24 protein-coding genes and 1 other RNA gene are annotated in these 25,303 nt (G+C 68.1%); 11 read left to right on the forward strand and 14 right to left on the reverse strand.

The genetic code is table 11. The features are described from left to right. Positions 1 to 338: RNase P RNA component class A (gene rnpB, locus AC1D2H_RS20365), an RNA gene on the reverse strand. 68 nt (positions 339 to 406) lie between these two features. Between rnpB and AC1D2H_RS20370 the strand changes: the two genes are divergently transcribed. Both AC1D2H_RS20370 and cysK read left to right on the forward strand, forming a co-directional pair. Further along, positions 407 to 1,471 carry a flavodoxin family protein gene (locus tag AC1D2H_RS20370; protein ID WP_478012236.1) on the forward strand — a complete coding sequence of 355 codons (1,065 nt, stop codon included), beginning with the start codon at positions 407 to 409 and terminating at the stop codon, positions 1,469 to 1,471. Positions 1,472 to 1,520: 49 nt separating this feature from the next. After that, on the forward strand, positions 1,521 to 2,438 hold the full coding sequence (gene cysK / locus AC1D2H_RS20375) for a cysteine synthase A (RefSeq protein ID WP_478012237.1): 918 nt from the start codon (positions 1,521 to 1,523) through the stop codon (positions 2,436 to 2,438). A 13-nt stretch (positions 2,439 to 2,451) separates the two neighbouring features. Here cysK and AC1D2H_RS20380 read toward each other — a convergent pair whose 3' ends face one another. From AC1D2H_RS20380 to pyrC, 4 genes are all read right to left on the reverse strand, one after another. Then, positions 2,452 to 3,486 (reverse strand): FHA domain-containing protein, encoded by a 1,035-nt coding sequence (locus tag AC1D2H_RS20380; protein WP_477931005.1) that lies wholly within the window; start codon positions 3,484 to 3,486, stop codon positions 2,452 to 2,454. Then, a complete protein-coding gene (locus tag AC1D2H_RS20385) occupies positions 3,459 to 4,916 on the reverse strand; it encodes a S1 family peptidase (protein WP_478012238.1) in 1,458 nt (485 codons plus the stop codon). Before AC1D2H_RS20385 ends, AC1D2H_RS20380 begins: the two co-directional genes overlap by 28 nt. Before the next feature lie 88 nt (positions 4,917 to 5,004). Continuing rightward, positions 5,005 to 5,859 (reverse strand): NYN domain-containing protein, encoded by an 855-nt coding sequence (locus tag AC1D2H_RS20390; protein ID WP_478012239.1) that lies wholly within the window; start codon positions 5,857 to 5,859, stop codon positions 5,005 to 5,007. Continuing rightward, complete coding sequence (pyrC, locus tag AC1D2H_RS20395) at positions 5,859 to 6,899, reverse strand: dihydroorotase (RefSeq protein ID WP_478012240.1); 1,041 nt, start codon at positions 6,897 to 6,899, stop codon at positions 5,859 to 5,861. The genes AC1D2H_RS20390 and pyrC overlap by 1 nt, the downstream gene beginning before the upstream one ends. An 82-nt stretch (positions 6,900 to 6,981) precedes the next feature. Between pyrC and AC1D2H_RS20400 the strand changes: the two genes are divergently transcribed. Genes AC1D2H_RS20400 through AC1D2H_RS20415 form a run of 4 tightly spaced genes read left to right on the forward strand, consistent with a single transcriptional unit; the run spans position 6,982 to position 11,616 of the window. Then, positions 6,982 to 8,106 carry a hypothetical protein gene (locus AC1D2H_RS20400; RefSeq protein WP_477931013.1) on the forward strand — a complete coding sequence of 375 codons (1,125 nt, stop codon included), beginning with the start codon at positions 6,982 to 6,984 and terminating at the stop codon, positions 8,104 to 8,106. Beyond that, the gene (locus AC1D2H_RS20405; RefSeq protein WP_478012241.1) at positions 8,106 to 9,764 is read left to right on the forward strand and encodes a substrate-binding and vWA domain-containing protein; all 1,659 of its coding nucleotides are present in this window, start codon (positions 8,106 to 8,108) and stop codon (positions 9,762 to 9,764) included. The genes AC1D2H_RS20400 and AC1D2H_RS20405 overlap by 1 nt, the downstream gene beginning before the upstream one ends. Positions 9,765 to 9,769: 5 nt before the next feature. Further along, positions 9,770 to 10,414: a hypothetical protein gene (locus AC1D2H_RS20410; protein ID WP_478012242.1), complete on the forward strand. Its 645-nt coding sequence runs from the start codon at positions 9,770 to 9,772 to the stop codon at positions 10,412 to 10,414. Continuing rightward, entirely contained in the window at positions 10,411 to 11,616 is a 1,206-nt protein-coding gene (locus AC1D2H_RS20415; RefSeq protein WP_478012243.1) for a toxic anion resistance protein, read from the forward strand. The genes AC1D2H_RS20410 and AC1D2H_RS20415 overlap by 4 nt, the downstream gene beginning before the upstream one ends. On the opposite strand, the gene AC1D2H_RS20420 is transcribed toward AC1D2H_RS20415, so the two are convergent. Continuing rightward, positions 11,613 to 12,545, reverse strand: coding sequence for a LysR substrate-binding domain-containing protein (locus tag AC1D2H_RS20420; protein ID WP_478012244.1), 933 nt, complete (start codon positions 12,543 to 12,545; stop codon positions 11,613 to 11,615). The genes AC1D2H_RS20415 and AC1D2H_RS20420 overlap by 4 nt on opposite strands. A gap of 79 nt (positions 12,546 to 12,624) precedes the next feature. On the opposite strand from AC1D2H_RS20420, the gene AC1D2H_RS20425 reads away from it, so the two are divergent. Both AC1D2H_RS20425 and AC1D2H_RS20430 read left to right on the forward strand, forming a co-directional pair. Next, the gene (locus AC1D2H_RS20425) at positions 12,625 to 13,389 is read left to right on the forward strand and encodes an SDR family NAD(P)-dependent oxidoreductase (RefSeq protein WP_478012245.1); all 765 of its coding nucleotides are present in this window, start codon (positions 12,625 to 12,627) and stop codon (positions 13,387 to 13,389) included. Positions 13,390 to 13,451: 62 nt separating this feature from the next. Beyond that, a complete protein-coding gene (locus AC1D2H_RS20430; protein ID WP_478012246.1) occupies positions 13,452 to 13,856 on the forward strand; it encodes a nuclear transport factor 2 family protein in 405 nt (134 codons plus the stop codon). Here AC1D2H_RS20430 and AC1D2H_RS20435 read toward each other — a convergent pair. The 6 genes from AC1D2H_RS20435 to AC1D2H_RS20460 form a co-directional block, all read right to left on the reverse strand. Then, positions 13,853 to 14,830 carry a catalase family protein gene (locus tag AC1D2H_RS20435; RefSeq protein WP_478012247.1) on the reverse strand — a complete coding sequence of 326 codons (978 nt, stop codon included), beginning with the start codon at positions 14,828 to 14,830 and terminating at the stop codon, positions 13,853 to 13,855. The genes AC1D2H_RS20430 and AC1D2H_RS20435 overlap by 4 nt on opposite strands. 10 nt (positions 14,831 to 14,840) lie before the next feature. Further along, positions 14,841 to 15,575, reverse strand: a complete 735-nt coding sequence (locus AC1D2H_RS20440; protein ID WP_478012248.1) for an amino acid ABC transporter ATP-binding protein — start codon at positions 15,573 to 15,575, stop codon at positions 14,841 to 14,843. A 13-nt stretch (positions 15,576 to 15,588) separates the two neighbouring features. Continuing rightward, positions 15,589 to 16,251, reverse strand: a complete 663-nt coding sequence (locus AC1D2H_RS20445) for an amino acid ABC transporter permease (protein ID WP_477931028.1) — start codon at positions 16,249 to 16,251, stop codon at positions 15,589 to 15,591. Next, positions 16,251 to 16,991, reverse strand: coding sequence for an amino acid ABC transporter permease (locus tag AC1D2H_RS20450; protein ID WP_477931030.1), 741 nt, complete (start codon positions 16,989 to 16,991; stop codon positions 16,251 to 16,253). Before AC1D2H_RS20450 ends, AC1D2H_RS20445 begins: the two co-directional genes overlap by 1 nt. Positions 16,992 to 17,071: 80 nt before the next feature. Further along, the gene (locus AC1D2H_RS20455; RefSeq protein WP_477931032.1) at positions 17,072 to 17,962 is read right to left on the reverse strand and encodes an amino acid ABC transporter substrate-binding protein; all 891 of its coding nucleotides are present in this window, start codon (positions 17,960 to 17,962) and stop codon (positions 17,072 to 17,074) included. Between the two features lie 108 nt (positions 17,963 to 18,070). Then, entirely contained in the window at positions 18,071 to 18,988 is a 918-nt protein-coding gene (locus AC1D2H_RS20460) for a LysR substrate-binding domain-containing protein (RefSeq protein WP_477931033.1), read from the reverse strand. Between the two features lie 211 nt (positions 18,989 to 19,199). Between AC1D2H_RS20460 and AC1D2H_RS20465 the strand changes: the two genes are divergently transcribed. From AC1D2H_RS20465 to groL, 3 genes are all read left to right on the forward strand, one after another. After that, the gene (locus tag AC1D2H_RS20465) at positions 19,200 to 19,859 is read left to right on the forward strand and encodes a hypothetical protein (protein WP_477931035.1); all 660 of its coding nucleotides are present in this window, start codon (positions 19,200 to 19,202) and stop codon (positions 19,857 to 19,859) included. Positions 19,860 to 20,150: 291 nt separating this feature from the next. Continuing rightward, the gene (locus tag AC1D2H_RS20470) at positions 20,151 to 20,441 is read left to right on the forward strand and encodes a co-chaperone GroES (protein ID WP_056202831.1); all 291 of its coding nucleotides are present in this window, start codon (positions 20,151 to 20,153) and stop codon (positions 20,439 to 20,441) included. A gap of 98 nt (positions 20,442 to 20,539) precedes the next feature. Continuing rightward, positions 20,540 to 22,189 (forward strand): chaperonin GroEL, encoded by a 1,650-nt coding sequence (gene groL / locus AC1D2H_RS20475; RefSeq protein ID WP_477931036.1) that lies wholly within the window; start codon positions 20,540 to 20,542, stop codon positions 22,187 to 22,189. Positions 22,190 to 22,269: 80 nt separating this feature from the next. On the opposite strand, the gene AC1D2H_RS20480 is transcribed toward groL, so the two are convergent. After that, complete coding sequence (locus AC1D2H_RS20480; RefSeq protein ID WP_478012249.1) at positions 22,270 to 23,130, reverse strand: MipA/OmpV family protein; 861 nt, start codon at positions 23,128 to 23,130, stop codon at positions 22,270 to 22,272. Beyond that, positions 23,127 to 25,250 carry a tetratricopeptide repeat protein gene (locus AC1D2H_RS20485; RefSeq protein WP_478012250.1) on the reverse strand — a complete coding sequence of 708 codons (2,124 nt, stop codon included), beginning with the start codon at positions 25,248 to 25,250 and terminating at the stop codon, positions 23,127 to 23,129. Before AC1D2H_RS20485 ends, AC1D2H_RS20480 begins: the two co-directional genes overlap by 4 nt. Positions 25,251 to 25,303: the final 53 nt, after the last annotated feature.

Consider the following 25,303-nt stretch of genomic DNA (forward strand, 5'->3'; position numbering starts at 1 on the left):
GAGTGAAGCAAGCCGATAGGCCGGATTCTGTGCACCGCCCTCCCCTTGCGGTTCGGACGGCGTGACCGCCATTCCTCTGGGCCGGGCATCACTGCCCGGCTCGGTGCCACCTACCCGCCAGCTCTGCGAGCCGCATCAACGCTGGCCTACTTGGTGTTGCTGCGCGTAGAGATTGCCCGTTTCACCTCTGTCGGGCGAACCCGACAGAACTCGTCTCTGTTGCTCTGATCCTCGGCTTTCGCCGGGCAGCCGTTAGCTGCTACGCCGCTCTTTGCAGTCCGGACCTTCCTCCAGGGCCATGTTTCCATGATTGCCCCAGCGGCGGTCTGGCTTGCTTCACGGGGTGATTATCGCAGCCGCGGGCATATGGCTTGCCGAGCGAGATGACCACTGAGGAGATCTCGCCATGACTTCACCCGTGAGAACCGGCCAGGCGCAACCAACCGGGCGCGAAGAATTCGGACAACGCTTCCGCCAGCGCTTCGTCGACCCCGCCTACGATCCGGAACGCGAAGCGCTCGAGCGGCTGGAGCAGATCGCCTGGGAGGCCTTCGATGAGGGCCGCAAGGCCCCGATCAAGGTCAAGGCGGGCGCGGGCTTTGCCGACCCCGGCTACGACTTGTCGCGCGAGTGGCGCGACCTCCACCTGCGGCTGAAGCAGGCCCAGGACGCCTGGGCGGGTTCACCGCCGCGAGTTCTCGTCATCAACGCCTCGCCGCGCAACGACGGCAGCTGCCCCGGCGAGATGTCCAAGACCTGGCGGCTCACGCAGCTGGCCCGCAGCGCCTGCGAGGCCGAGGGCATGGCCGTGGACGTACTCGACCTGAGCCGCCTGACCTCCGACTACGACCGCCACATCCACCCCTGCAAGGGCTGCGTGTCCACGGCGATGCCGCTGTGCCACTGGCCCTGCAGCTGCTATCCCAACCACGCGTCGGGCCAGACCAACGACTGGATGACCGAGATCTACGAGCAATGGGTGCGCGCCCACGGCGTGCTGCTGCTGACGCCGGTGCATTGGTACCAGGCCCCCAGCCCCCTGAAGCTGATGATGGACCGGCTCGTCTGCGCCGACGGCGGCAACCCCGACCCGACGTCCACCCAGGGCAAGAAGGCCGAGCTGGCGCGCGAGATGGAGTTGAAGGGGTGGGACTATCCCAAGCACCTCGCCGGCCGCGTCTACGGCCTGGTCGTGCACGGCGACGTGGCCGGCATCGAGGGCACGCGGCGGGCGCTGTCGGACTGGCTGGACTGGATGGGGCTGCTGGACGCCGGCTTCGGCGCGCGGCTGGACCGCTACATCGGCTACTACGGACCCTATGCGACCAGCCATGACGCGCTGGACAAGGACACCGATGTGCAGGAGGAAGTGAAGCGCGCCGCCCGCGCGGTGGCCCTCAGCGTCGGCCTGATGCGCGAGCGCCGCATGCAGCACGGCGATGAGGGCCTGCCCAAGCCCCGCACGAAGTAGGAAACGACTGCTGGCACACTGTTCCGATTCGCAGAACCGGAGCCCACCGATGAAAGCCGCCAGCATCCTCGACACCATCGGCAACACGCCCCACATCCGCCTGCAGCGCCTGTTCAGCGGCGCCGAGGTCTGGGTCAAGTCCGAGCGCGCCAACCCGGGCGGCTCCATCAAGGACCGCATCGCGCTGTCCATGATCGAGGACGCCGAGGCGCAGGGCCTGCTGAAGCCCGGCGGCACCATCATCGAGCCGACCTCGGGCAACACCGGCGTCGGCCTGGCCATGGTGGCCGCGGTGAAAGGCTACCAGCTCATCCTCGTCATGCCCGACAGCATGAGCGTCGAGCGCCGCCGGCTGATGCTGGCCTATGGCGCGAGCTTCGACCTGACGCCGCGCGAGAAGGGCATGAAGGGCGCCATCGCGCGCGCCCGCGAGCTGCTCGAGCAGCATCCGGGCTCCTGGATGCCGCAGCAGTTCGAGAACGCGGCCAACCCGGCCATCCATGTGAAGGCGACGGCGCAGGAAATCCTGAAGGACTTTCCCGAAGGCCTGGACGCACTGATCACCGGCGTCGGCACCGGCGGCCACATCACCGGCTGCGCCCAGGTGTTGAAGGCCGCCTGGCCGCAACTCAAGGTCTACGCGGTGGAGCCCAGCGCCTCACCGGTCATCAGCGGTGGCCAGCCCAGCCCGCATCCCATCCAGGGCATAGGCGCGGGCTTCATCCCGGCGGTGCTGGACACCGCCCTGCTGGACGGCGTCATCCAGGTCGAGGCCGAGGCGGCGCGCGAATATGCGCGGCGCTGTGCCCGCGAGGAGGGCCTGCTCGTCGGCATCTCCAGCGGCGCCACGCTGGCCGCCATCGCGCAGAAGCTGCCCGAGCTGCCCGCGAATGCGCGAGTGCTGGGCTTCAACTACGACACCGGCGAGCGCTATCTGTCGGTCGACGGCTTCCTGCCGCAGACCTGAGCGCGCCGCGGCATCACTCGCTGCCGCTGTCGTCGTCGACGGCGCCTTCGTTGTCCTTGCGCGCCTGCTTGGCCAGTTCGGCCTTCAGCGGCTTCAGGGACTCGATCAGCGTCTCCGGCGACTGCGGCGACACCAGACGCAGCGCTGGCGGCGGCAGGCTGGCCAGATAGGGCGGGCCGAAGACGTATTGCTGCTCCTGGCGGCCGCCAACCTGCAGGCCCAGGCCCAGCAGCAGCAGGACCGCGATGCCGCCGTTCAGGATGCGCCGTGCGCCAGGCCAGACGAGGCCGGCATGCCAGGCGATCAGCGTCGCGACGGCCACCGGTGTCGCCAATGACTCCAGCACCATCAACCGCGGCCAGGAGAAGGCATAGGCCAGCGCCGGCAGCAGCCACTCCAGCAGCTGCAGCGCGACGATGACGACGAGGGCGCGGCGCAGATGCGTCGTGAACGGGAAGCGGTGATGGAAGAGCTGGCTGGCCAGCGACCACAGGCCGGCCCAGCCAAGCACGAAGGCCAGCGGGCCCAGCAGCGGCGAGGCGTAGTCGATCCAGCGCGCGTCGGGATCGACGGCGCTCCAACGGTCCAGCCACTGGAAGAACACCATGGACAGCAGCAGCAGCGGCAGCAGGGTCCAATGGCGTACCGGATGGATGACCATCGCCTGCTCCGGGGCCAGCACGTCGGCACTGGTGCGCAGGCGCAGCGAGCAGCCGGCGAGCTGGAAGGCGCCGCCCTCGGGCAGGGTGGCCTGCTCGCCCGCGGCCAGGCGCTTTCCGGCGACGCTGCCGCCGTTGCGGCTGTCCAGCAACCTGAGGCTGACGCCACCGCCGGGCGCGAGTTGCAGCTCGGCATGCTCGGCGGCCAGATGGCCGTCGTCCAGCACGATGTCGCAGGCCGGCGAGCGGCCGATGCGCACCGGCCAGTGCGTCACGCGCTGCACCAGGGCGGCGCGGCCGTCGCGGCCCAGCAGCTCGACGACGGCAGCAGCAGGCGTGGCGAGCGCCACGGCGGCCGGCGTCACTTGGTCTTGCTGCTCTTGGTCCACGCGAAGCCCTCCAGGTAATGCGCAGCCAGCTTGAGCGCGTTGTCGAAGCTGACGCCACGGGCGTCGAAGCGGCCCAGGGCGCCTTCGGTGGGCGAGTCCACCGTCGTCACGAGGACGCTGAGGTCGTGCAGGCCGTCCAGCTTGCGGTAGGCGCGCAGGCAGACGACGGCGCGCAGCGGCAGGACGTCGCCCGGGCCGCTCCGGCTCTGCCGGGCTACCGGCGCCCCCCCGGGGGGTGATGCGGGCTCGCCCGCATCTGGGGGCGGCATCCCTACGAATTGTTCTTTGCAATAGGGCGCGGTGCGGGACTTGTCCGCCGCGCCCAGGCGCTCGTTGCGAAAGCTCCCGGAATACTGGCGCGCGAAACGCAGCGCGCCGAGCTTGGTCCCGTCATAGGCCTCGTGGGACATGTCCAGCCAGCCGGTCTGCAGATTGCCGCTGACGAAGAGGGCATGGTCCATGCGGCATTGCGAGCGCTCGAAGTCCAGGCCCTTGGTGTCGGCCGAGGTGCCGCGCCCCCAGCAGCGCATGAAGTCCTGCTTGGGCACCGGCAGGCGGTAGCGGTCGTGGTTGGCGCTCTCCCAGGGGGCGGCGAGGAAGCGGGTGACGAGTTCGTCCTGGTAGCGCGTCAGCTGGTCGCGCAACCGGCCCCAGGCCGCACTGCGGATGGGCTTGGCGGCCAGGCTGCGCTTGACCAGGCCCTCGGCGAACTCGCCCGGCACCAGGAAGCTGACCTGCTGGGCGAACAGCAGCGTCGACACATTGACGCCGACGACGAGGCCGTCCTCGTCCAGCACCGGGCCACCGCTCATGCCGGGGTTGATGCCGCCGGCGTAATAGATCAGCGGGTCGAAGCTGCGCTCCACCAGGCCGTTGTAGTTGCCCTCGACGACGGCAAAGGCCACGTCGTGCGGGTTGCCCATGGAGTAGATGCGCTCGCCCTTGGCCAGCGGCTGGCTTTGCGGCCTGAAGCCCAAAGCGCCACGGCCCTTCAGCCCTCCGCCCTTGCCGTCATCGACGGCACGCAGCAGCGCCAGGTCGCGGCGGGCATCGAAATCCAGCAGTTCCAGCGCCCCGCCCTGGCCGTCGGTCGTGGCATAGCGCAGCCGGTAGCTGTCGGGCTCCAGCGCGAACTGGCTGATGACGTGATAGTTGGTGACGATGTGGCCGTCGTTGCTGACGAGAAAGCCCGAGCCGACCGAGGCCTGGCTGTCCTGGGTCTTCAGCAGCGTGCGGATCTGCAGCAGCTGGCCCTTGCTGCGCTCGTACAGGCGCCGCGCACTGGCCGACACCGTGGGCGGCTGCTGGGCTTGCGGCTGCTGCGGGTTGGGGGCTGCGACAGGCGCGGGCGGCGGCGATTGCGCGCCGGCGACGAGGGCCAGGCCGGCAAGCGCCGSGCCCAGCAGGGACTTCAGACAGGACTTCAGCAAACAAGACCTCCGGTGGAGGCCGCCGATGCTAGCCGCTTTGCGCGCGGCGGCCTCTCGTCAGGGTGCAAGGCCCGTGAAGCTTTCAGGATCATCCGTGGCCGAAGCGGACCTGGTTGGGCTGTTTGGCCGGCTGCAGCTGGAAGGCCTGCGGGTGCTTGCGGAACAGCTTGGTGGCCGGTGCGGACTTGGCCAGCAGGCCGGCGTCCTTCAGCGCCTTGGCGGCGGCGCCGAGGTCATGCCACTGGCCGTCGGCCAGCCTGGGCAGCAGGGCCAGCACGGCGTTGATCTCCTTGGCGGCAGCGACGTTGGCGTCCACCGGCTTGGGCTCGGCCTTCGGCGCGGGCTTGGCCGCGGTGGTCGGCGCGGGCGCGGGCTTCGCGGCCGCGGTGAGGGCCGGCGCGGGCGTCGGCTTGGGCGCGGGCGCAGCAGCCTTGGGCTCAGCCGCCTTCTTTGCGGCCGGCTTGGGCGTGGCGGCCTTGCGAGCCGGCCGTTCACGCTTGGCCGAGGGCTTCGGAGCGGACCGGCCGCTGTCGTGGGCCAGCTCGTTGAACTGGTCGTAGATCTGGATCACGCCGTCGCCCGTCTTGCCGTACTGGCCGAAGCCGCGCAGCCAGGCGCCCTTCTCACGCAGCCTCAGCACCAGCGGCGCGAAGTCGCTGTCGGACGACACCAGCACGATGACGTCGGGCTTCTCAGTGATGGCGATGTCCATCGCGTCGACGGCCAGCGCGATGTCGGTGGAGTTCTTGCCGATGGCCAGGTTGACGACGGCACGCAGGCCCAGGCGCTTCATGAAGGCCTGCTGGTGGTGGGCCTGCTCGGCATTGCAGTAGGCGCGGCGAATGTGGACGGCGTCGTAGTCCTTGAAGCACATCTGCAGGGCCTGCTCGATGACGTCGGTAGCGACGTTGTCGAAGTCGACGAGGAAGGCAACTTTCTTCATCAGATCAATTTCCAGTTCAGGGTTTCGCCGCCGCGCAGGGGCTTCAGCTGGGCTTCGCCGAAGGGCACGGCGCTGGGCAGAGTCCAGGGTTCGCGCTTCAGCGTGACGGTGCCGGTGTTGCGCGGCAGGCCGTAGAAATCGGGGCCGTGGTGGCCGGCGAAGGCGTCGAGCTTGTCCAGCGCGCCAATGCCCTCGAAGGCTTCGGCATACAGCTCCAGCGCCGAGATGGCCGTGAAGCAACCGGCGCCGCAGACCGAGCTCTCCTTCAGCTGGGCGGCGTGCGGGGCGCTGTCGGTGCCGAGGAAGAATTTGGGCAGGCCGGAGGCCGCGGCCTTCAGCAGCGCCTGGCGGTGCTCCTCGCGCTTGAGCACCGGCAGGCAGTAGTAGTGCGGGCGCAGGCCACCGGTGAAGATGGCATTGCGGTTGTAGAGCAGATGCTGAGGCGTGATGGTCGCAGCCGTGAAGCGGTCGGACGCGGTCACGTACTCGGCGGCTTCCTTGGTCGTGATGTGCTCGAACACGACCTTGAGCTCCGGCATGGCGGCACGCAGCGGCGTCATGACGCGGTCGACGAAGACGGCCTCGCGGTCGAAGACGTCGATGTCGGCGTCGGTCACCTCGCCGTGCACGAGGAACAGCAGGCCCTCGCGCTGCATGGCTTCCAGCGTCTTGTAGGTCTTGCGGATGTCGGTCACGCCGGCATCGCTGTTGGTGGTGGCGCCGGCCGGGTAGAGCTTGAGCGCGACGACGCCGGCCTCCTTGGCGCGCTTGATCTCGTCCGGCGGCGTGTTGTCCGTCAGGTACATCGTCATCAGCGGCTGGAAGGCCGAGCCTTCCGGCAGGGCGGCCAGGATGCGCTCGCGGTAGGCCACCGCCTGGGCGGCCGTCGTGACCGGCGGGCGCAGATTGGGCATGACGATGGCGCGGGCGAACTGGCGTGCGGTGTAGGGCAGCACGCTGGCGAGCGCCACCTCGTCACGCAGGTGCAAGTGCCAGTCGTCAGGCCGGGTGAGGGTGAGCTGTATGGGAGCTTGGGTCATAAAACCGCATTGTCGTCGCCGCGCCGCGCCGCTGTGCAGGCACACTGCGCATCTCGCCATTGCAAGGAGCTTGCTTCCCCCCATGAACACCCCGAAACGACTGGCCGGCACCCTGGTCCTGTTGGCCCTGTTTGGCGGCGCGCTGTTTTTTGCGCTGCGCGCCAATGACGAAACCAAGCAGATCGCACAGGAGCAGGCGGCCGTCGCGAGCGCCGAGCCGCTCAAGGGGCTGATCGCCGTCGACGTGGAGGCGTTCTTCAAGGATGAGAGGGTCAGCAAGGTCCTGAACCAGGGCAAGCTGCCGGTGCAGGTGGCCCGCGTGGGCAGCCGCGACATGGCGGCCAAGATAGGCGCGGCCGACCAGCCCGACTTCTTCATTGCCAGCGGCGTGGTGGCCGCCAACATGATTGCCGACGCCGCCCGCAAGGCCGGCAAGACGGCCACGCAGACCTCACCCTTCCACACGCCGCTGGTCGTCGCTTCCTGGGAGCCCGTCGCCAAGATCCTGGCGACCAATGGCATGGCCAAGGCCATGGCACCCAAGGTCTACAGCCTGGACATGGAGAAGCTGACCCAGGCCATGCTGGCCAAGCAGCGCTGGCGCGACCTGAAGGGCAGCGGCGACTACGCGGTGTCGCGCAGCGTGCTGGTGAGCACGACCGACATCCGCCGCAGCAACTCGGCCGCCATGTATCTGGCGCTGACTTCGGCGGCGCTGAACGGCGACGTGGTGGCCGACCGCACGGCAGCGCAGAAGTACGCGACGCAGCTGGCCGAGCTCTTCAAGCGCCAGGGCTTCCAGGAGAACTACGTCAACGGCGCCTTCGACGACTATCTGTCCATTGGCATGGGCAAGACGCCGCTGACCTTCATCTACGAGGCCCAGATGGTGGCCCAGGCGCAAAAGGGCGGCGTGCGGCCCGAGATGGTGCTGATGTACCCGCAGCCCACCATCGTCAACAAATGGGTGCTGGTGGCGCTGAACGAGCGCGGCAAGCAACTGGCCGAACTGCTGGCGACGAACAAGACGCTGCAGGCCGTGGCGCTGGAGCAGGGTTTCCGCACCGGCGACACGGCCGCGTTTGCCGCCGCCACGCAAAAGGCCGGCCTGGCCGTGGACGTGAAGATGAACCAGGTCATCGACCCGCCGGGCTTCGACCTGATGTTTGAAATGATCGACATCGTCAGCCGGGAGATGAACCAGTGATGCGCCGTGCCCTACTGCTGTTGAGCTTCACGCTGCTGGCCGCCTGCGGCAAGAAGCCGGAGCCTGATGCCCCCGCCGCACCTGCCCCGACAGCGCAGGCCAGCTCTACGCTGCAGGTGCTGGCCACCAGCGACCTCAAGGACATCGAACCGCTGGCCGCCCAGATCAAGGCGGCCACCGGTGTGGACGTGCAGTTCCGCTTCGGCGGCACGATGGAGAGCACCCAGGAGGTGCTCAGCGGCGACAGCGGCAGTGCGCCCAAGCCCGACGTGGCCTGGTTCGCCAATGCCAAATACCTGCTCAGCGACGCGGCCGGCCAGGGCAAGGTCAAGCTGCAGGAAAAGATCATGCTGTCGCCCATGGCGGTGGGCGTCAGCAAGAGCGACGCCGCCAGGAACGGCTGGGACAAGCCCGATGCGAAGCTGACCTGGGCCGACATCACGCGCGCCGCCAAGGCGGGCAAGCTGCAGTACGCGCTGTCCAACCCCGCCACCAGCAACCAGGGCTTCATGGCCTTGCTGGGCGTGGTGGCCGCGGCCGGCGGCAAGGGCGAGGCGCTGAGTGCCGCCGACGTGGACCGCGGCGCGATTGCCGACTTCCTGAAGGGCTACAGGATCGTCGGCGACAACTCGACCTATCTGGCCGAGCAGTTCATCAAGGGCCAGGGCACGCGCGCCAATGCCTTCATCAACTACGAGAGCTGGCTGCTGACGCTGAACGCCAGCGGCAAGCTGCGCGAGCCGCTGCACCTGATCTACCCCTATGAAGGCGTGGCCACGGCCGACTACCCCTTCATGCTGCTGAACGACGCGCGCCGCGCCGACTACTTGAAGGTCGTCGAGTACCTGAAGGGCGACACCGCCCAGCTGTGGCTGGCGCGCCAGACGCTGCGCCGCCCGATGCGGGCCGAGGTGGCTGCCAAGGTGGCCGACATCCTGCCGGCGCGCGGCTTCCAGGTCGAGCTGCCCTTCTCGCCCGACCGCCAGCTGGCCGACGGCCTCATCGACGCCTATCTGAACGAGTTCCGCAAGCCCATCGCCAGCACCTTCGTGCTGGACACCAGCGGCAGCATGCAGGGCAAGCGCCGCGAGCAGCTCGTCGAGGCCATCCATTACCTGGCCGGCGCCGATGTGTCGCTGACCGGCCGCGTCGCCAAGCTGACCAACCGCGAGCGGCTGTGGTTCCTGCCCTTCAGCGACCGCCCGCGCGTGCCGGTGGCTTTCGAGATCCCGGCCGGCAGCAAGGTGGCCAAGGGCGTGCTGCCCCAGGCCGACACCGAGGCCAAGCGGGCCGAGCTGCAACGCGTGCGCGACGCCGCCGACGAGCTGAAGATGGCCGGCGGCACGGCCCTGTACGACGCCGTGCTGGCCGGGCTGCAGCAGATGCTGGAAGAGCGCAAGCGCAACCCCGAGTACCAGTACTCCGTCGTCGCCTTCACCGACGGCAAGAACAACATGGGCCGCAAGCTCGAGGACTTCAAGCGCGCCTACGAGCAGCTGCCCGAGGACGTGCGCGGCATCCCGGTCTTCATGGTGCTGTTCGGCGAGGCCCAGGAGGGCGACCTGAAGGAACTGGTGAGCATCACCGGCGGCCGCGTCTTCGATGCGCGCAAGACGCCGCTGTATGCGGTGTTCAAGGACATCCGGGCGTATCAATGAACGGCGTGATTCGATGGCTGAACGCGCCGGCCAACTGGGCCGGCCTGCTGACGGCAACCGGCGTATTGGTGCTGAAGGCGCTGGGCTTGCTGGGCGGCTGGGGCCTCGGCGTGGCGGCACTCGGCTATGTCGCCGGCCTGGTCGGCGGTTCGCTGTGGTGGGGCTGGCCCACCACCAAGGAAGACGCCTGGGAGGCGCTGAACTTCGAGGACGAGGGCGACGCCCGCGAGGCCATGGGCCGCGCGCTCAGTGGCGTGCGCGGCCTGACCGAGCACAACCCCGGCGGCCGCATTCCGGCGCCGCTGGCCCAGCGCATCAAGCAGCTCTGCCAGCGCCTGGAAGGCCTGCTCGACCAATGGGAGCGCAGCAAGGGCCAGCTCAGCCTGCAGGAGACCTTCCATGCCCGCCACATCGCCATCAGCTATCTGCCGCAGGCGCTCAACACCTACCTCAGCATCCCGGCCCAGTTCGCCACCACCAAGCTGCTGGCCAACGGCAAGACGGCCCAGACCACCTTCGAGGGCGTGCTGGCCGAGCTGGAGACCAAGGTCGAGCAGCTCGGCGACGATCTCGCCTCGCAGGACGCCCAGGCCTTCCTGCGCCACAGTGAATTCCTGAACCAGAAGTTCGGCAACAAGGACATCGCATGAATACGACGACCACCGCGACCGCCACCCCCACGTTCACGCTGACCCCGCCCGAGGTCATCACGCCGGTGCAGCCGGTCCAGGCCGTCGAGGCCGTGCCGCTGAAGGCCGACGTCGCCGACAAGGTCGACGAGCAGGTGCAGCGCTTCATCGAGGCGCTGGAGAAGGAAGACCTGCACAGCGAACCCTTCAAGGCCAAGCTGGACAGCGCCTTCCAGTTGGGCCGCCAGGAGATCAGCTTCGCCGCCGGCCTGATGCAGGGCAGCCTGATGCAGCGCAACTTCATCGGCGCGACGGACACGCCGGCCTACAAGGCCATCGCCGCCATCCGCGGCCAGCTCGACGAGCTCAACCCCGGCAAGGACGGCGACCTGCTGCAGCCGCGCAAGCTGCTGGGGCTGATCCCCTTCGGCAACAAGCTGGAGGCCTATTTCCGCCGCTTCCAGTCCGCCAGCTCGCAGCTGCAGACGGCCATGACCCAGCTCTACGCGGCCAAGGACGACATCCAGCGCGATGTCGTCGACATCGAGGCCACGCGCGCCAAGCTGTGGGATGCGATGCAGAAGCTGGCCGGCGCCGCGCGCTTTGCCCGCGTGCTGGACGAACGCCTGGCCACGCGCGTGCAGCAGCTGCAACCCACCGACCCGATGAAGGCCAAGGCGCTGGAGCAGGAGGTGCTGTTCTATGCGCGCCAGAACCTGGCCGACATCCAGACCCAGCAGGCCGTCTGCGTGAACGGCTATCTGGCCCTGGACGTGCTGAAGAAGACCGGCCGCGAAATGATGATCGGCTGCGACCGTGTCGCGACGACCGGCATGAGCGCCCTGGCCGTGGCCCAGACCGTGGCGCGTGCCACCGGCAACCAGATCGAGGTCATGCAGATGCTGCAGGGCGTCAACAAGACCATCGGCGACCTGATCCAGCAGACCGGCACGGCGCTGAACCAGCACGTCGACGCGACGGCCGAGTTCTCGTCCAACCCCATGCTGGGCATCCAGCAGATCCAGTCGATGTTCGACCAGACCTTCCAGGCCATGGACGCGATGGACAACTTCCGCAGCAAGGCCATCGAGACCATGGGCACCAACAACAAGCTCATCCAGGAGCAGCTGCAGCGCTCCGAGGGCTATCTGGACCGCGTGCGCCAGCAGCAGGCCAAGGCGGCGGTGGCCGGAACGGCGATCGACGGCCCGGTGAAGCTCTAAGGATCCAGGCGGTCGGCCAGCCGCTCCGCCAGCCAGTCCATGAACACGCGCACCCGGCGCGGCGTGTGGCGGCGCTGACTGAGCACCAGGCGCACCGGCAGCGGCGCGGCATCGAAACCCTCGAGCAGCTGCACCAGACGGCCCTCGGCCAGCAGATGGCGCACGCCCTGGAGGGGGAACTGCGCCACGCCGGCGCCGGCCACCGCGGCGGCCTGGTAGGCGTCGGTGTTGTTGACAGTGACGCGTGACGGCAGGGTCAGCGTGTGCTCCTGCCCGCTGGCGTCCACCCAGTCGAAGCGCGGTCGACGGTCGGCCCAGCTCTGGCTGTAGTGCACCAGGTAGTGGCCCTGAGTGACCAGGTCCTCCGGCGTGGCCGGCGTGCCGTGCGCGGCGAGGTAGCCGGGGCTGGCCACGTTGACCATGCTCATCTGGCCCAGCGGCCGCGCCACCAGCAGCGGGTCGTGCACGGCACCCACGCGCAGCACGCAGTCGAAGCCCTCTTCCACCAGGTCCACGCGGCGGTCGGTGCAGCTCAGCTCCACCGTCACGCCGGGGTGGGCGGCCAGGAATTCCGGCAAGGCCGGCAGCACAGCGTCCAGGGCCAGGCGCACCGGCATGTCCACGCGCAGCCGGCCACTGAGCTGCTGGTCCTGCTGGAACAGCGCCTCGATCTCGCCCGCGTCGGCCAGCAATGCCCGGGCGCGCTCGGCCAGCAGCTCGCCGTCCGACGTCAGGCTGACGCGCCGCGTCGTGCGCTGGAACAGCCGCGTGCCGAGCTGCGCCTCCAGGTCGCGCACGACCTGGCTGACCCGGCCCTTGGGCAGGCCCAGCTCGTCGGCCGCGCGGCTGAAGTGCGCCAGTTCAGCCACCTGCAGGAAGACACGCAGCGCGGCGAGGTCCAGATTGAATGCCATTCGAAGCACAGTCATTTCAGTTACGGCCACTTTATCCATTTCGGCGTGAACAATAAATTTCAGTCCGTCCCAATCTTTCCCTGACGGAGCTGACATGACTTCTTCCTCCTCCCCCATCACCCTGATCACCGGTGGCAGCCGCGGCCTGGGCGCCCAGATGGCACTGTCCCTGGCCCGCGACGGCCACGACATCGTGCTGACCTACCGTGAAGCCGCGGCGGCCGCCGACGCCGTCCTCACCCAGATCCACGCCCTGGGCCGCCGCGCCCTCGCCCTGCCGCTGGACGTGGCCGACCCGACCAGCTTTCCCGCCTTTGCCGAGCGCGTCAGCGCGGGCCTGAAGACCTGGGGCGCGACCCAGCTCGATGGCCTCATCAACAACGCCGGCACGGGGGCCCATGCCAGCTTTGCCGAAACGACTTCGACCCAGTTCGACAGCATGGTCGCCATCCACCTGAAGGGCCCCTTCTTCCTGACCCAGGCCCTGCTGCCGCTGCTGGCCGACAACGCCCGCGTGCTGAACATCTCCAGCGGCCTGGCCCGCTTCACCATCCCGGGCTATGCCGCCTATGCCGCGATGAAGGGCGCCGTCGAGGTGCTGAGCCGCTACCAGGCCAAGGAACTGGCCGCGCGCGGCATCCGCGTCAACACGCTGGCACCGGGCGCGATCGCGACCGACTTCGGCGGCGGCGCGGTGCGCGACAACGCGGAGCTGAACCGCTTTGTCGCCTCGGTCACGGCGCTGGGCCGCGTCGGTGAAGCCGAGGACATCGGCGGCGCCGCGGCCGCGCTGATGCGCCCGGGCGCCGGCTGGATCACCGGCCAGCGCATCGAAGCCTCGGGCGGCATGTTCTTGTGAGATGACGCATCCGCGGCCGGCCGGGTCGCGTACAGGCGAATACCCCCACCAAGGAGACCGCCATGACGACGAGCCCGGCCGCGCTGGTCCAGTCCATCTACGCCGCCTTCGGCCGCGGCGACATCGAGGCCTTGCTGGCCGCCTGCAGCGACGACGTCGACTGGACCATGCTGGGCAGCATTGACCTGCCCTACCTCGGCCAGTTCCTGGGCAAGCCGGCGTTGCTGCGCTGGTTCGGCCTCGTCGCCGAGTTCGACGACATCCAGGCCTTCGAGCCGCGCGAGTTCTTCGCCGGCGAGGACCACGTCACCGTGCTGGGTTGGGAGCGCACGCGCGCCAAGCCCAACGGCGGCGTGTTCGAAACGCCCTGGGTGCACCTGTTCACGCTGCGCGACGGCAAGGTCGCGCGCTTCGTCGGCCTCTACGACACGGCGGCTGCCCAGGCGGCGCAGCAGGCCCGCGCCTAGGCCGCGCCGCGCACCTGCTGGCTGCTGAAGTAGGCCACCTTGCGGGCGCGCATGACCTCGCCCAGCGGGCGGTGTGCGGCCAGGGACTGCCAGGGGTCGAAGACACCGGCCTCGACGAGGGCGATGAAGTCGGCATCGGTCGACGGCGCGTCCAGCGTGAGTTCCGCCACGTCGACAAAAGGCGCGATGGACTCGGGCCATTCGACGGACGCGTCCTCAAGGGGCGTGCGTGCCTCGTCGACGAAGAACTGCAGCTGCAGCCGGTACTTCAGCGGCCCCGCGGCGGCCTGGGCGGTGAGATCACCGGCCCAGTCGCCATTGACTTCGGCGCGCGGTTTCAGGCCGGCCGGCGGCAGCAGGCGCACCTTGACGGCCGCCGGGCCGCAACTGATGGGCAACGTGCTGGCAAAGGCCTCGGTTGCGAAACCCGTGAAGGGCTTGCCGGCCGTCGCGGCCAGCTTCTTCAGCTGCTTGAAGCCGCCGACCAGGCCGAAGGTCTTGAACACCCAGCCCAGCAGCGCGCCCGGGCTGCGGCCGGCGGCCAGCACGAGGCCGAAGAAGTGGCGGCTGTCGGGGAAGGCAAACGCCGTCTGGTTGATCAGCGACAGGTCCTGGTGGTCCGTGCGTCCGCCCAGGGCGGCTTCGCCCTCGACACCGAAGACGCGCATCGCGAAGCCGCGGATGTCGGGCCGGCGGTTGCTTTGCCTGTCCATCGCGCCATTGGACAGGCGCACCCAGACCTCATGCATGCCCGGCGCAGCGAACAGCCCGTGGCGGGCCTGCTCGGGCAGGCCGTCCAGCACACGCAGCCGGCCGCGCACGGCGGCCAGGGGCTTGCGGTGCAGGGCGCGGCCGGCGCCGAAGCGCTCGTCCTTGCGCTTCTGCATCTCGGCCATGGCCTTCGCAGCCTCGGCGTGCCGCACTGCCTCGTCAGCGCCGATGATCTCTTTCCAACCGGTGCCAACGCTGCTCATAAGGCTTTCCTCAGTGTTGGAGGATCTTCGCCAGGAAGTCCTTGGCGCGCGGCGAGCGCTCCTCGGGCTTGGTGAAGAAATCGCTGCTGCTGCAGTCCTCGACGATCTTGCCGGCGTCCATGAAGATGACGCGGTTGCTGACGCGCTTGGCGAAGCCCATCTCGTGGGTCACGCACATCATGGTCATGCCCTCGTGGGCGAGCTGCACCATCACGTCCAGCACTTCGCCGACCATCTCGGGGTCCAGCGCCGAGGTGGGTTCGTCGAACAGCATGACGATGGGGTCCATCGACAGCGCCCGCGCAATCGCTACGCGCTGCTGCTGGCCGCCGGAGAGCTGGCCGGGGAACTTGTCCTTGTGCGCCGACAGGCCGACGCGGTCGAGCATCTTCAGGCCGCGCGTCTTGGCGTCGTCCGCCGAGCGGCCCAGCACCTTGATCTGGGCGATGGTCAGGTTCTCCGTCACCGACAGGTGCGGGAAGAGCTCGAAATGCTGGAACACCATGCCGACGCGCGAACGCAGCTTGGGCAGGTTGGTCTTGGGGTCGGCGATGGAGATGCCGTCGACGACGATGTCGCCCTTCTGGAAGGGCTCCAGCGCGTTGACGGTCTTGATCAGCGTCGACTTGCCCGAGCCCGACGGCCCGCAGACGACGACGACCTCGCCCTTCTGGATGGTGGTCGTGCAGTCGGTCAGCACCTGGAAGGCGCCGTACCACTTGGAGATGTTCTTGATGTCGATCATGGTGATGCTCGGCTCAACGAATGATGGCGATCTTCTTCTGCAGGCGGCGCACGAGCTGCGACAGGCCGAAGCAGATGACGAAATAGACGATGGCGGCGACGAGGTAGGTCTCGACCGGGCGGTTGAAGTTCTTGCCCGCGACCTCGAAGCCCTTCAGCAGGTCGTACATGCCCACCGCATAGACCAGCGACGTGTCCTGGAACAGGATGATGGTCTGCGTCAGCAGCACCGGCAGCATGTTGCGGAAGGCCTGCGGCAGCACGACGTAGCGCATGCTCTGGCCATAGGTCATGCCCACCGCATAGCCGGCATTCACCTGGCCCCGGGACACGCTCTGGATGCCGGCCCGCATGATCTCGGAGTAGTAGGTGGCCTCGAACAGCGTGAAGGTGATGAAGGCCGACGCCTCTGCGCTGACCGGCACGACCTTGGGGATCAGCAGGAAGAACCACAGGATCACCATCACCAGCGGGATGGAACGCAGCGTGTCCACATAGACCGCCGCCGGCGTGGCCAGCCAGGGCTTGCCGGACAGCCGCATCATCGCCAGCACCGTGCCGAGCACGATGCCGCCGATCATCGAGACAAGCGTCAGCTGGATGGAGAACCAGAAGCCCTTGGCGATGAAACTCTGGATGACCGCCCAGTTCAGGAAGGAATAGTCGAGGTTCAGCATCACTTGCCTCCCGACTGGCCGGGGATGCGCACGCGCGCCTCGATGAACTTGGCGACGCGGTTGACGGCGAACGCGGAAACGAAATACAGCAGCGTGACGGGGATGAAGATCTCCTCGAAATGAGACGTCTCTTCAGAGGCCTGCTGCGCAAACTGCGCCAACTCGGGAATGCTGACCGCGAAGGCCACGGCCGAGTTCTTGACGATGTTCATGCTCTCGCTGGTCAGCGGCGGGATGACGATGCGAAACGCCATCGGCAGCAGCACGAAGCGGTAGGTCTGGGGCAGGGTCATGCCCACGGCCAGGCCCGCATAGCGCTGGCCGGTCGGCAGCGTGCGGATGCCGGCCTTGACCTGTTCACCGATGCGCGCGCTGGTGAAGAAGCCCAGCGCCAGCACCACCAGCACCGACGAAGGAACTTCCTTGAGTACAGGAATGAAGGCGGGCAGCACGTGGTACCAGAGGAAGACCTGCACCAGCAGCGGGATGTTGCGGAACAACTCCGTCCACGCCTCGCCGAAGCGCGCCAGCCATTTGTTGGGTGCCGTGCGCGCGATGCCGATCAGCGAGCCCACGACCAGCGCGAGCAGCAGGGCCAGCACCGAGACATACAGCGTCCAGCCCCAGGCATTCAGCATCCATTGCAGATAGGTCTGCTCCTTGCCCCCGGGGCCGAAGCAGCCGGCGACGGCCTCCCCGGTGGCGGTGTCATTGCAGTAGAACTGCCAGTCCCAACTCATGGCCCTCTCCTCAAGCCTTGCATCTAAAGCAAAGCGGGTGCCAGGCACCCGCTTTGCAGCCGTTCAGGTCAACGCGCGAATCACTTCTTCGCGGCGTAGTCTTCCATCGGCTTGTCGTTGGGGTTGGCCCAGGCGTCCTTGGTGGCAGCCGACAACGGCAGGCCGATCTTGGTGTTGGTCGGCGGGATGGGCTGCAGGAACCACTTGTCGTAGATCTTGGCCATCTCGCCCGACTTCATCATGGCCTTGATGCTGTTGTCGACGGCGGTCTTGAAGCCGGGGTCGTCCTTGCGGATCATGATGGCGATTGGCTCGACCGACAGCACCTCGCCGACGATCTTGAAGTCCGCAGGGTTCTTGGACGTGGCGATGTTCTTGGCCAGGATGGAGCCGTCCATGACGAAAGCGTCGGCGCGGCCGGAATCCAGCAGCAGGAAGCTGTCGGCGTGGTCCTTGCCGAAGACTTCCTTGAAGTCGACGCCGGTGGCGCGCTCGTGCTTGCGCAGCGTCTGCACCGAGGTGGTGCCGGTCGTCGTCGCGACGGTCTTGCCGTTGAGCTGATTGATATTGGTGATGCCCGAGTTGGCCTTCACCGCGATGCGCACTTCTTCCACATAGGTCGTCACGGCGAAGGCGACGTCCTTCTGGCGGGTGGCGTTGTTGGTGGTGGAGCCGCATTCCAGGTCGACGGTGCCATTGACCGTCAGCGGGATGCGGTTGGCCGACGTGACCGGCTGGTACTTGACGTCGATCTTGCCGCCCAGCTGCTTGCGCAGATCGGCGATGACGTGCTCGCAGACATCGATGTGATAGCCGACGTATTTGCCATCGCCGATGGTGTAGGACAGGCCAGAGGATTCGCGCACACCCATCGTGATCGCGCCGCTGTCCTTGATCTTCTTCAGCGTGTCTTCGGCATGCACGGCAGAGACGCCGGCGAACAGGGCCGCGACGAGCAGAACTTTCTTCATGGAGACTCCAACAACAGGAAGTGGATATCGATAACAGGCACTAGCAGACCACGCCCCGCGTTCAGCCCGAATCCGGGTTTACACGATGCATGCCGAAGCTGGATGAGCTCATGCCTGAGACAGCAGATAGTCCCACAAAGCCAAGGAGGCAGGCTTGAGCCGGCGCGAAAGCTCGGGCTTCTCGCGATAGATGCGCAGCTCCATGCTGACGCTGAAAGTCCCTGGCGCCGCGGCTGGCACGAGACGGCCGCTGGCGATCTCCTTTTGCACCGAGCTGGCAGGCAGGAAGGCGAAGCCATGGCCTTCGAGCGCCATCGCCTTCAGGCCTTCGGCCATGTCGGTCTCGTAGATGGCATCCAGGTTCAGCGCGCAGTCGGCTTCCTTGACGATCAGCTCGACGAGGCGGCCGAGATAGGCGCCGGCGGCATAACTGAGAAAGGGGATCTTCTGGCCAGGCCGACCGGGCAGGCGGAACAGCGGCTCGCCATTCGTGTCGGCCTTGGCGTAAGGCGACAGGGTCTCATGGCCGAGCGACACCATCTGGTAGCGCTCCGGGTCCAGCTGCAGCGGCTGGCTGGCGTGGTGGTAGACCAGCAGCAGATCGCAATTGCCTTCACTGAGCTGCAGCATGGCGTCGTGCACATTGGCCGCGTTGAGCCGGCACTTGATGGCGCCGAAGCCGCGGCGCAGCCCCATCAGCCAATGCGGGAAGAAGGAGAAGGCCAGCGAGTGCGGCACGGCGAACTCGATCATGTCCTGGTCCGACGCCTGGTGGCTGCGCAACATATTGCGCGTGGCCTGCAGGTTGCCGAGCAGCTCGACGGCCTGGGCGAGCAGCGTCGCGCCGGCGGCCGTCAACCGGGTCGGATAGGACGAGCGGTCCACGAGGTCGACCCCCGCCCAGGCCTCCAGCGCCTGGATGCGGCGCGAGAACGCCGGCTGGGTCACGTGGCGCAGCTGGGCGGAGCGGGAAAAGCTGCGCGTCTCGGCCAGGCTGACGAAGTCTTCAAGCCATTTGGTTTCCACCGGCGGCAGTGTAGCCAAGGCCTCCCGGCCGGCCGCAACCGCCCTGCCCGAGCCCGACTTCACGCCGCCAGCACGCTTGACCCCCCTCAAGCGCGGCCCCTAGGTACTTGACTCCCCCTCAACTGAAGGGGCGTCAGCCGGCCCGGCGGGAGGACGCTTGTTTAAAGTCCAGCCACAACCCCAACTCGAACAAACCCGGACGGAGAACGCCATGCGCGCGACGAGCAAACTTCTGGCACTCGCCTTGACAGCCACCATGCAGTCGGCCATGGCCGGTGCGGTCTTCCTGGACTTCGAGGACCTGCAGACCACTGCAGCGCTGACCACCCGATACTCCGCCCTGGGCGTTGTCGCCAGTGGCGACTCCTGGGGGGCTACCTCGGCTGCCTGCAACTACGGCCCCAACAACACCCCTGGCAAGGTGAGCTTCTTCCGCGACAGCAGCTGCGGCGCGCTCTATCTCGCCCAGGACCCGACCAAGCCCGTCGGCGTCGGCGCCAGCTTGACGCTGGACCTGGCCGGCGGCTTCGTCGACACCCTGTCCTTCGTCTACGCCGGCAGCGTGGGTGCTCCCCACTTCTCGATTCATGTGTACGACGCCGCCGGCAACGATCTCGGCGGGGGTTTGGACAACCAAACCGCCGCCAGCTGCGACACCCTGGTGTTCTGCAACTGGATCAACGCCAAGCTGGACTTCACGGGCGTGGCCCGCAAGGTGGTCTTCTCGGCAGATGACCAGACCATCCTGCTCGATGACATCAGCTTCAAGACGGCCGACGCACCGGGTCGCCTGCCCGAGCCGACGAGCGTGGCTCTGGCCCTGGGTGCCCTCGCCGGCCTGGGCTGGACCCGCCGCCGCGCTGCCCGCTGAGCGCCGCCTGACCCGCAAGAACGACCGCCACGGCGGTCGTTTTTCATTGGCGCCGCCGTTTGCCCGGCGTGCAGCTGCCAGGTCGGACGCCAGCGCTTCGGCGCGATATGGCAAGCCCGGGCCTGGCAAGGCTTGAATCGCCACACTCCGTCCCTATAATGCCTGACTGCTAGCACTCGACTCATTCGAGTGCTAACGAATCGGGCCGACTGGTTTCTGAGCTGGCGGCCCCGTTTTTTCGGCGAGCCGCGGCGTTGCGGCCGCTCCAGTTCCAACTCTCAAGGAGATTCCATGAAGCTGCGCCCCCTGCACGATCGCGTGATCGTTCGCCGTCTGGAGCAAGAAACCAAGACCGCCTCGGGCATCGTCATCCCCGACAACGCCGCCGAGAAGCCTGATCAAGGTGAAGTCCTGGCCGTCGGCCCGGGCAAGCGCAACGACAAGGGCGAGTTCGTGGCCCTGAACGTCGTCGTCGGCGACCGCGTGCTGTTCGGCAAGTATTCCGGCCAGACCGTCAAGGTCGACGGCGACGAGTTGCTGGTCATGCGCGAAGAAGACCTCTTCGCTGTGGTGCAAAAGTAATGTCATGGGGATGGCCCATCACGCAGTGATGCTCCGTCCTCACTGATCAAGAGTTCGAAATTCGACTCTGACCCCAATTTAAGTATCCGGAGAATCAAATGGCAGCAAAAGACGTGATCTTTGGCGGCGAGGCTCGTGCCCGCATGGTTGAAGGCGTGAACATCCTGGCCAATGCGGTCAAGGTGACCCTGGGCCCCAAGGGCCGCAATGTGGTGCTCGAGCGCTCCTTCGGCGCCCCCACCGTGACCAAGGACGGTGTGTCCGTGGCCAAGGAAATCGAGCTGAAGGACAAGCTGCAGAACATGGGCGCGCAGATGGTCAAGGAAGTTGCTTCCAAGACGTCTGACAACGCCGGTGACGGCACCACGACCGCCACGGTCCTGGCCCAGGCCATCGTGCGCGAAGGCATGAAGTACGTGGCCGCCGGCATGAACCCGATGGACCTGAAGCGCGGCATCGACAAGGCGGTCACCGCCCTGGTCGCCGAGCTGAAGAAGGCCTCCAAGGCCACCACCACCTCCAAGGAAATCGCTCAAGTCGGCACGATCTCGGCCAACAGCGACGTGGAAGTCGGCCGCATCATTGCCGAAGCCATGGACAAGGTCGGCAAGGAAGGCGTCATCACCGTCGAAGACGGCAAGAGCCTGGACAGCGAGCTGGACGTCGTCGAAGGCATGCAGTTCGACCGCGGCTACCTGTCGCCCTACTTCATCAACAACCCCGAGAAGCAAGCCGCGCTGCTGGACAACCCGTTTGTCCTGCTGTTCGACAAGAAGATCTCGAACATCCGCGACCTGCTGCCCACGCTGGAGCAAGTGGCCAAGGCCGGCCGCCCGCTGCTGATCGTTGCTGAAGAAGTCGACGGCGAAGCGCTGGCGACGCTGGTGGTCAACACCATCCGCGGCATCCTGAAGGTCGTCGCCGTCAAGGCGCCTGGCTTCGGCGACCGCCGCAAGGCCATGCTGGAAGACATCGCCATCCTGACCGGCGGCAAGGTCATCGCCGAAGAAGTCGGCCTGACGCTGGAGAAGGTCACGCTGGCCGACCTGGGCCAGGCCAAGCGCGTCGAAGTGGGCAAGGAAAACACCACCATCATCGACGGTGCCGGCGCTGCAGGCGACATCGAAGCCCGCGTCAAGCAAGTGCGCATCCAGATCGAGGAAGCCACCAGCGACTACGACCGCGAGAAGCTGCAAGAGCGCGTGGCCAAGCTGGCCGGCGGTGTTGCCGTCATCAAGGTCGGTGCTGCCACCGAAGTCGAGATGAAGGAAAAGAAGGCCCGCGTCGAAGACGCGCTGCACGCCACGCGCGCAGCCGTTGAAGAAGGCATCGTGGCTGGTGGCGGCGTCGCGCTGCTGCGCGCCAAGCAAGCTGCTGGCGCCATCAAGGGCGACAACGCTGATCAGGACGCCGGCATCAAGCTGGTGCTGCGCGCCATCGAAGCGCCGCTGCGCGAGATCGTCTACAACGCCGGTGGCGAAGCCTCCGTCGTCGTCAACGCCGTGCTGGCCGGTTCGGGCAACTACGGCTTCAACGCCGCCAACGACACCTATGGCGACATGATCGAAATGGGCATCCTGGACCCGACCAAGGTGACGCGCACTGCCCTGCAGAACGCTGCATCCGTCGCGTCGCTGATGCTGACGACCGAAGCCATGGTTGCCGAGTCCCCCAAGGACGAAGCTGCCGGCGGCGGCATGCCTGGCGGCATGGGCGGCATGGGTGGCATGGGCGGTATGGACATGTAAGTCCACGCCGGCGACTCACCCGTCGCTGACAAACAAAGGGCTCCCGCGAGGGAGCCCTTTTTCATTGCCTCGTCAGAAGCTCAGTCGGTCGCACGAGCCTCCGAGCGCTTGAACGTGTAGGTCAGCCCGATACCGATGCTGGCGCCCGTCGTCTGGCGCACCAGCGGACTGTCGCGATTGGCGGCCCCGGCCACACTGTCGATGCGGCCGATGGCGAACAGGCGCACATCCGGCGTCAGCTGATGCGACACGCCCCCCTTGAGTCGCCAGGCGATCAGCCCGGCGCGGGCCGCGTAGGCCGGCCGATCCGCCAACACTTCGGTCGGCGCGACGCTGTAATAGGTCGCCCCAAGACGCCGGTCGCCGAACAGCAGGCCCGCGCTGACGCCATAGCTCCAACCCGCCCGCGAACGGTGCTCCAGGGCCAGTTCCGGCTCCAGGCTCATGCCGCGATGCCGGCGCAGGTCGCTGGCCTCGAACACGCCGCGCAGCGGCAGCTCGAAGGTCAGGCTGTCGGCGGCCTTGCGGCCGTTCAGATACCAGCGCCCGACCGGCCCGAACTCCACCAGCGAGTGCAGCCGCGGCATGCCCGCGCGCGCCCGCAGCTCCTTGCCGCCGGCACTCAGCGAGCCGGCGAAGGACACATCCAGCTCGAAGCTCTCGGTCCGCACCGCGCGCAGCCCGGCCCCTTCGTCATCGGCCCGCAGCACTTTGCCGCGGTAGATGACATAGGGCAGCAGCGGCGTGCGCGTGACCTGCTGGTCCGCGCCCGGATAGGCCTGCTGGGACAGGGCGCCGGCGGCCAGGCCCAGTTCCCACAGCGGCAGGTCCGGCTTGGCGGTCGCAGCGTCTTGCGCATGCGCGAGGGTGGCGAGGCAGGCCAGGCTGAAACCGAGAAAGCGCTTCATGGGCGAGGGGTAGGTGGCGACGGCGCGCATCATGCCTGCACCAGCGCCAGCCAGTCTGTGGCAAAGCGTTCGGCATCGCAGAGCGGGCTGGCGGCCATGCGCTCGCGCAGGCCGGCGCGCAGTGCCGCCAGGCCAGTGCGGTCACCGGCCCAGCGCGCCGCCCGGCGCACACAGTCGTCCTCGTCCGCCGCGACCCAGTCCGGCGCCAGCCCCAGGGTCTGCATGAAGCTCAGCCCCTGGCGCGAGATCGGCGCCGCCCCGGGCAGCGTCAGCACCGGCACGCCCATCCAGAGTCCGTCCAGCGTCGTCATGCCGCCGCTGTAGGGCGCCGGGTCGAGGGCGATGTCGACCTGTCCAAAGGCGCCGAGATAGTCGGCCAGCGGCCCCGGCCCCTGCAGGTCCAGCTGCGCCGCGTCGCCCGGCCAGCGCGCCAGCAGGGCGGCGCGACCGGCCTCGTGCTGCAGTCCGGGCGCCTTCAGCAGCAGGCGGCTGCCGGGCGTCGCCTCCAGCACGCGAGCCCACAGCGCCAGCACGCCGTCGCCGAGCTTGTGCAGCGCGTTGAAGCAGCCGAAGCAGACCGGGCCCTCGCGCACGGTCACGGCCGGCGCCTCGGCGGGCGGCGCATAGACGGTGAAGCTGTCAGGCAGGCGCAGCAGGGGCTCGACGAAAGCCGTTTCCGAGCCTGCCGGCAAAAGCCAGCGGTCAGCGATGAAGCCATCCACCTCGGCCAGGCCGGTGCTGCCGGCATAGCCGAGCCAGCTGAACTGGCGAGGCGCCGACCGGCGCGCGAACACACCCAGGCGATGGCCACCCGTGTGGCCGTTCAGGTCGACCAGCACGTCGATGCCATCGGCCGCGATGCGCTGTGCCAGCGCCGAGTCATTCCATGGGGCCACCTGCAGCCAGCGTGGCACCGCGGCCCGCAGCCGCTGCGTCAGGCCGTCGTCGCTGGCATGGCTGGCATAGACGAACAGCTCGCAGCGCCGCGCCAGCGCCGGCAGCCACGCCTGGGCCAGGCGCCCGACCGGATGGGTGCGCAGATCGGCAGACACCAGACCCACGCGCAAAGGCCCGGCAGCGCGGGCAGGCCGCGCCACGGCAGGCGCTGCTGCAGCCCGCCCAAAGGCCTCAGCCTCACCCCGCAGCGCAGCAGTCTGCCCGCGATACGCACGCAACAGCAGACGGTCGCTGCGCGCGGTCAACAGCGCCGGGTCCAAGGCAATGAGGCGGCTCAGCACGGCATCGGCCTCGTCCAGGCTGCCTTGCTGCTTCAAGGCATGCGCGAGGTTGCTCAGCGCCTGCGGCGACGTGGGCGTCTCATCCACGGCCTGGCGGCAAGCGGCCACAGCCTCGGCATAGCGGCCCTGCTGGGCCCTGATGCCGCCAAGATTGGCCAGCACCGCCGCCCGGCGCTCGCCGGCCGGGCCAGCAGCCAGGGCCGCGGTCAACACCGCCTCGCCGCGCTGCGGCCGCAGCAGGGCCAGGTTGCAGGCGGCTTCGGCATGGCCGGCATCCAGGGCCAGCACGGCCTCCCAGGCATCGGCGGCGCCGTTCGCGTCCCCGGTCTCGTTGAGCAGATTGCCCAGGGCGAAGCGGTGGTCGACATCCGCCGGCGCCAGGGCCACGGCCTCGCGCCACCTCGCCAGCGCATCAGCCGGCCGCCCGGCCGCCGCCCAGGCCGTTGCGGCATGGGCACGCAGGCCCGCGTCCGCCGGGCGCGCGGCCATCGCCTGCTCGAAAGCCCGCGCCGCGTCCGCATGCCGCCCCAGCGCCAGCAGCGCCCGCCCGCGGTTGCCCGCGGCGGCAGCCAGGCCCGGCTGCAGGGCCAGCGCCGCGTCGAAGGCGCCCAGTGCTTCGGCGGGTTGGCCAAGCGCCAGCAGCGCATTGCCCAGGTTGTTGTGCGCGCCCGCCAGGCGCGGCTGCAGCCTCAGCGCCCGCTCGTAGGCCGCCTTCGCCTCCGGCCAGCGCCCCCGTGCTGCCAGCAAGGCGCCGAGGTTGGCCGCCAGTTCGGCATCGCCCGGCAGCAGGGCGAGGGCCTGCTCCAGCGCCGGCAGCGCGTCCTCGCCCAGCATCTGCTGAGCGACGGACAGCGCTTTCCACAGCTCGCCGTCCTGTGGGTGGGTGGCCAGCAGGGCACGGGCCTGGGCGGCCATCTCGGCATGGCGCCCAGTCTGGAAAAGCGTGAAAAGGTTCTGAAGTGCGGCGT

Source organism: Roseateles sp. P1_C1_2 (genome assembly GCF_056406535.1).

What these genes read in the sequence shown, in the direction of transcription:
- AC1D2H_RS20370 (WP_478012236.1), top strand. Translation starts at nt 407, where the DNA reads ATGACTTCACCCGTGAGAACCGGCCAGGCGCAACCAACCGGGCGCGAA.
- pyrC (WP_478012240.1), bottom strand. Translation starts at nt 6,899, where the DNA reads ATGACCCAAGCTCCCATACAGCTCACCCTCACCCGGCCTGACGACTGG.
- AC1D2H_RS20415 (WP_478012243.1), top strand. Translation starts at nt 10,411, where the DNA reads ATGAATACGACGACCACCGCGACCGCCACCCCCACGTTCACGCTGACC.
- AC1D2H_RS20435 (WP_478012247.1), bottom strand. Translation starts at nt 14,830, where the DNA reads ATGAGCAGCGTTGGCACCGGTTGGAAAGAGATCATCGGCGCTGACGAG.
- AC1D2H_RS20480 (WP_478012249.1), bottom strand. Translation starts at nt 23,130, where the DNA reads ATGATGCGCGCCGTCGCCACCTACCCCTCGCCCATGAAGCGCTTTCTC.
- AC1D2H_RS20450 (WP_477931030.1), bottom strand. Translation starts at nt 16,991, where the DNA reads ATGAGTTGGGACTGGCAGTTCTACTGCAATGACACCGCCACCGGGGAG.
- AC1D2H_RS20465 (WP_477931035.1), top strand. Translation starts at nt 19,200, where the DNA reads ATGCGCGCGACGAGCAAACTTCTGGCACTCGCCTTGACAGCCACCATG.
- AC1D2H_RS20405 (WP_478012241.1), top strand. Translation starts at nt 8,106, where the DNA reads ATGCGCCGTGCCCTACTGCTGTTGAGCTTCACGCTGCTGGCCGCCTGC.
- AC1D2H_RS20445 (WP_477931028.1), bottom strand. Translation starts at nt 16,251, where the DNA reads ATGCTGAACCTCGACTATTCCTTCCTGAACTGGGCGGTCATCCAGAGT.
- AC1D2H_RS20390 (WP_478012239.1), bottom strand. Translation starts at nt 5,859, where the DNA reads ATGAAGAAAGTTGCCTTCCTCGTCGACTTCGACAACGTCGCTACCGAC.
- cysK (WP_478012237.1), top strand. Translation starts at nt 1,521, where the DNA reads ATGAAAGCCGCCAGCATCCTCGACACCATCGGCAACACGCCCCACATC.
- AC1D2H_RS20455 (WP_477931032.1), bottom strand. Translation starts at nt 17,962, where the DNA reads ATGAAGAAAGTTCTGCTCGTCGCGGCCCTGTTCGCCGGCGTCTCTGCC.
- groL (WP_477931036.1), top strand. Translation starts at nt 20,540, where the DNA reads ATGGCAGCAAAAGACGTGATCTTTGGCGGCGAGGCTCGTGCCCGCATG.
- AC1D2H_RS20425 (WP_478012245.1), top strand. Translation starts at nt 12,625, where the DNA reads ATGACTTCTTCCTCCTCCCCCATCACCCTGATCACCGGTGGCAGCCGC.
- AC1D2H_RS20470 (WP_056202831.1), top strand. Translation starts at nt 20,151, where the DNA reads ATGAAGCTGCGCCCCCTGCACGATCGCGTGATCGTTCGCCGTCTGGAG.
- AC1D2H_RS20430 (WP_478012246.1), top strand. Translation starts at nt 13,452, where the DNA reads ATGACGACGAGCCCGGCCGCGCTGGTCCAGTCCATCTACGCCGCCTTC.
- AC1D2H_RS20440 (WP_478012248.1), bottom strand. Translation starts at nt 15,575, where the DNA reads ATGATCGACATCAAGAACATCTCCAAGTGGTACGGCGCCTTCCAGGTG.
- AC1D2H_RS20400 (WP_477931013.1), top strand. Translation starts at nt 6,982, where the DNA reads ATGAACACCCCGAAACGACTGGCCGGCACCCTGGTCCTGTTGGCCCTG.
- AC1D2H_RS20485 (WP_478012250.1), bottom strand. Translation starts at nt 25,250, where the DNA reads ATGGCCGCCCAGGCCCGTGCCCTGCTGGCCACCCACCCACAGGACGGC.
- AC1D2H_RS20420 (WP_478012244.1), bottom strand. Translation starts at nt 12,545, where the DNA reads ATGACTGTGCTTCGAATGGCATTCAATCTGGACCTCGCCGCGCTGCGT.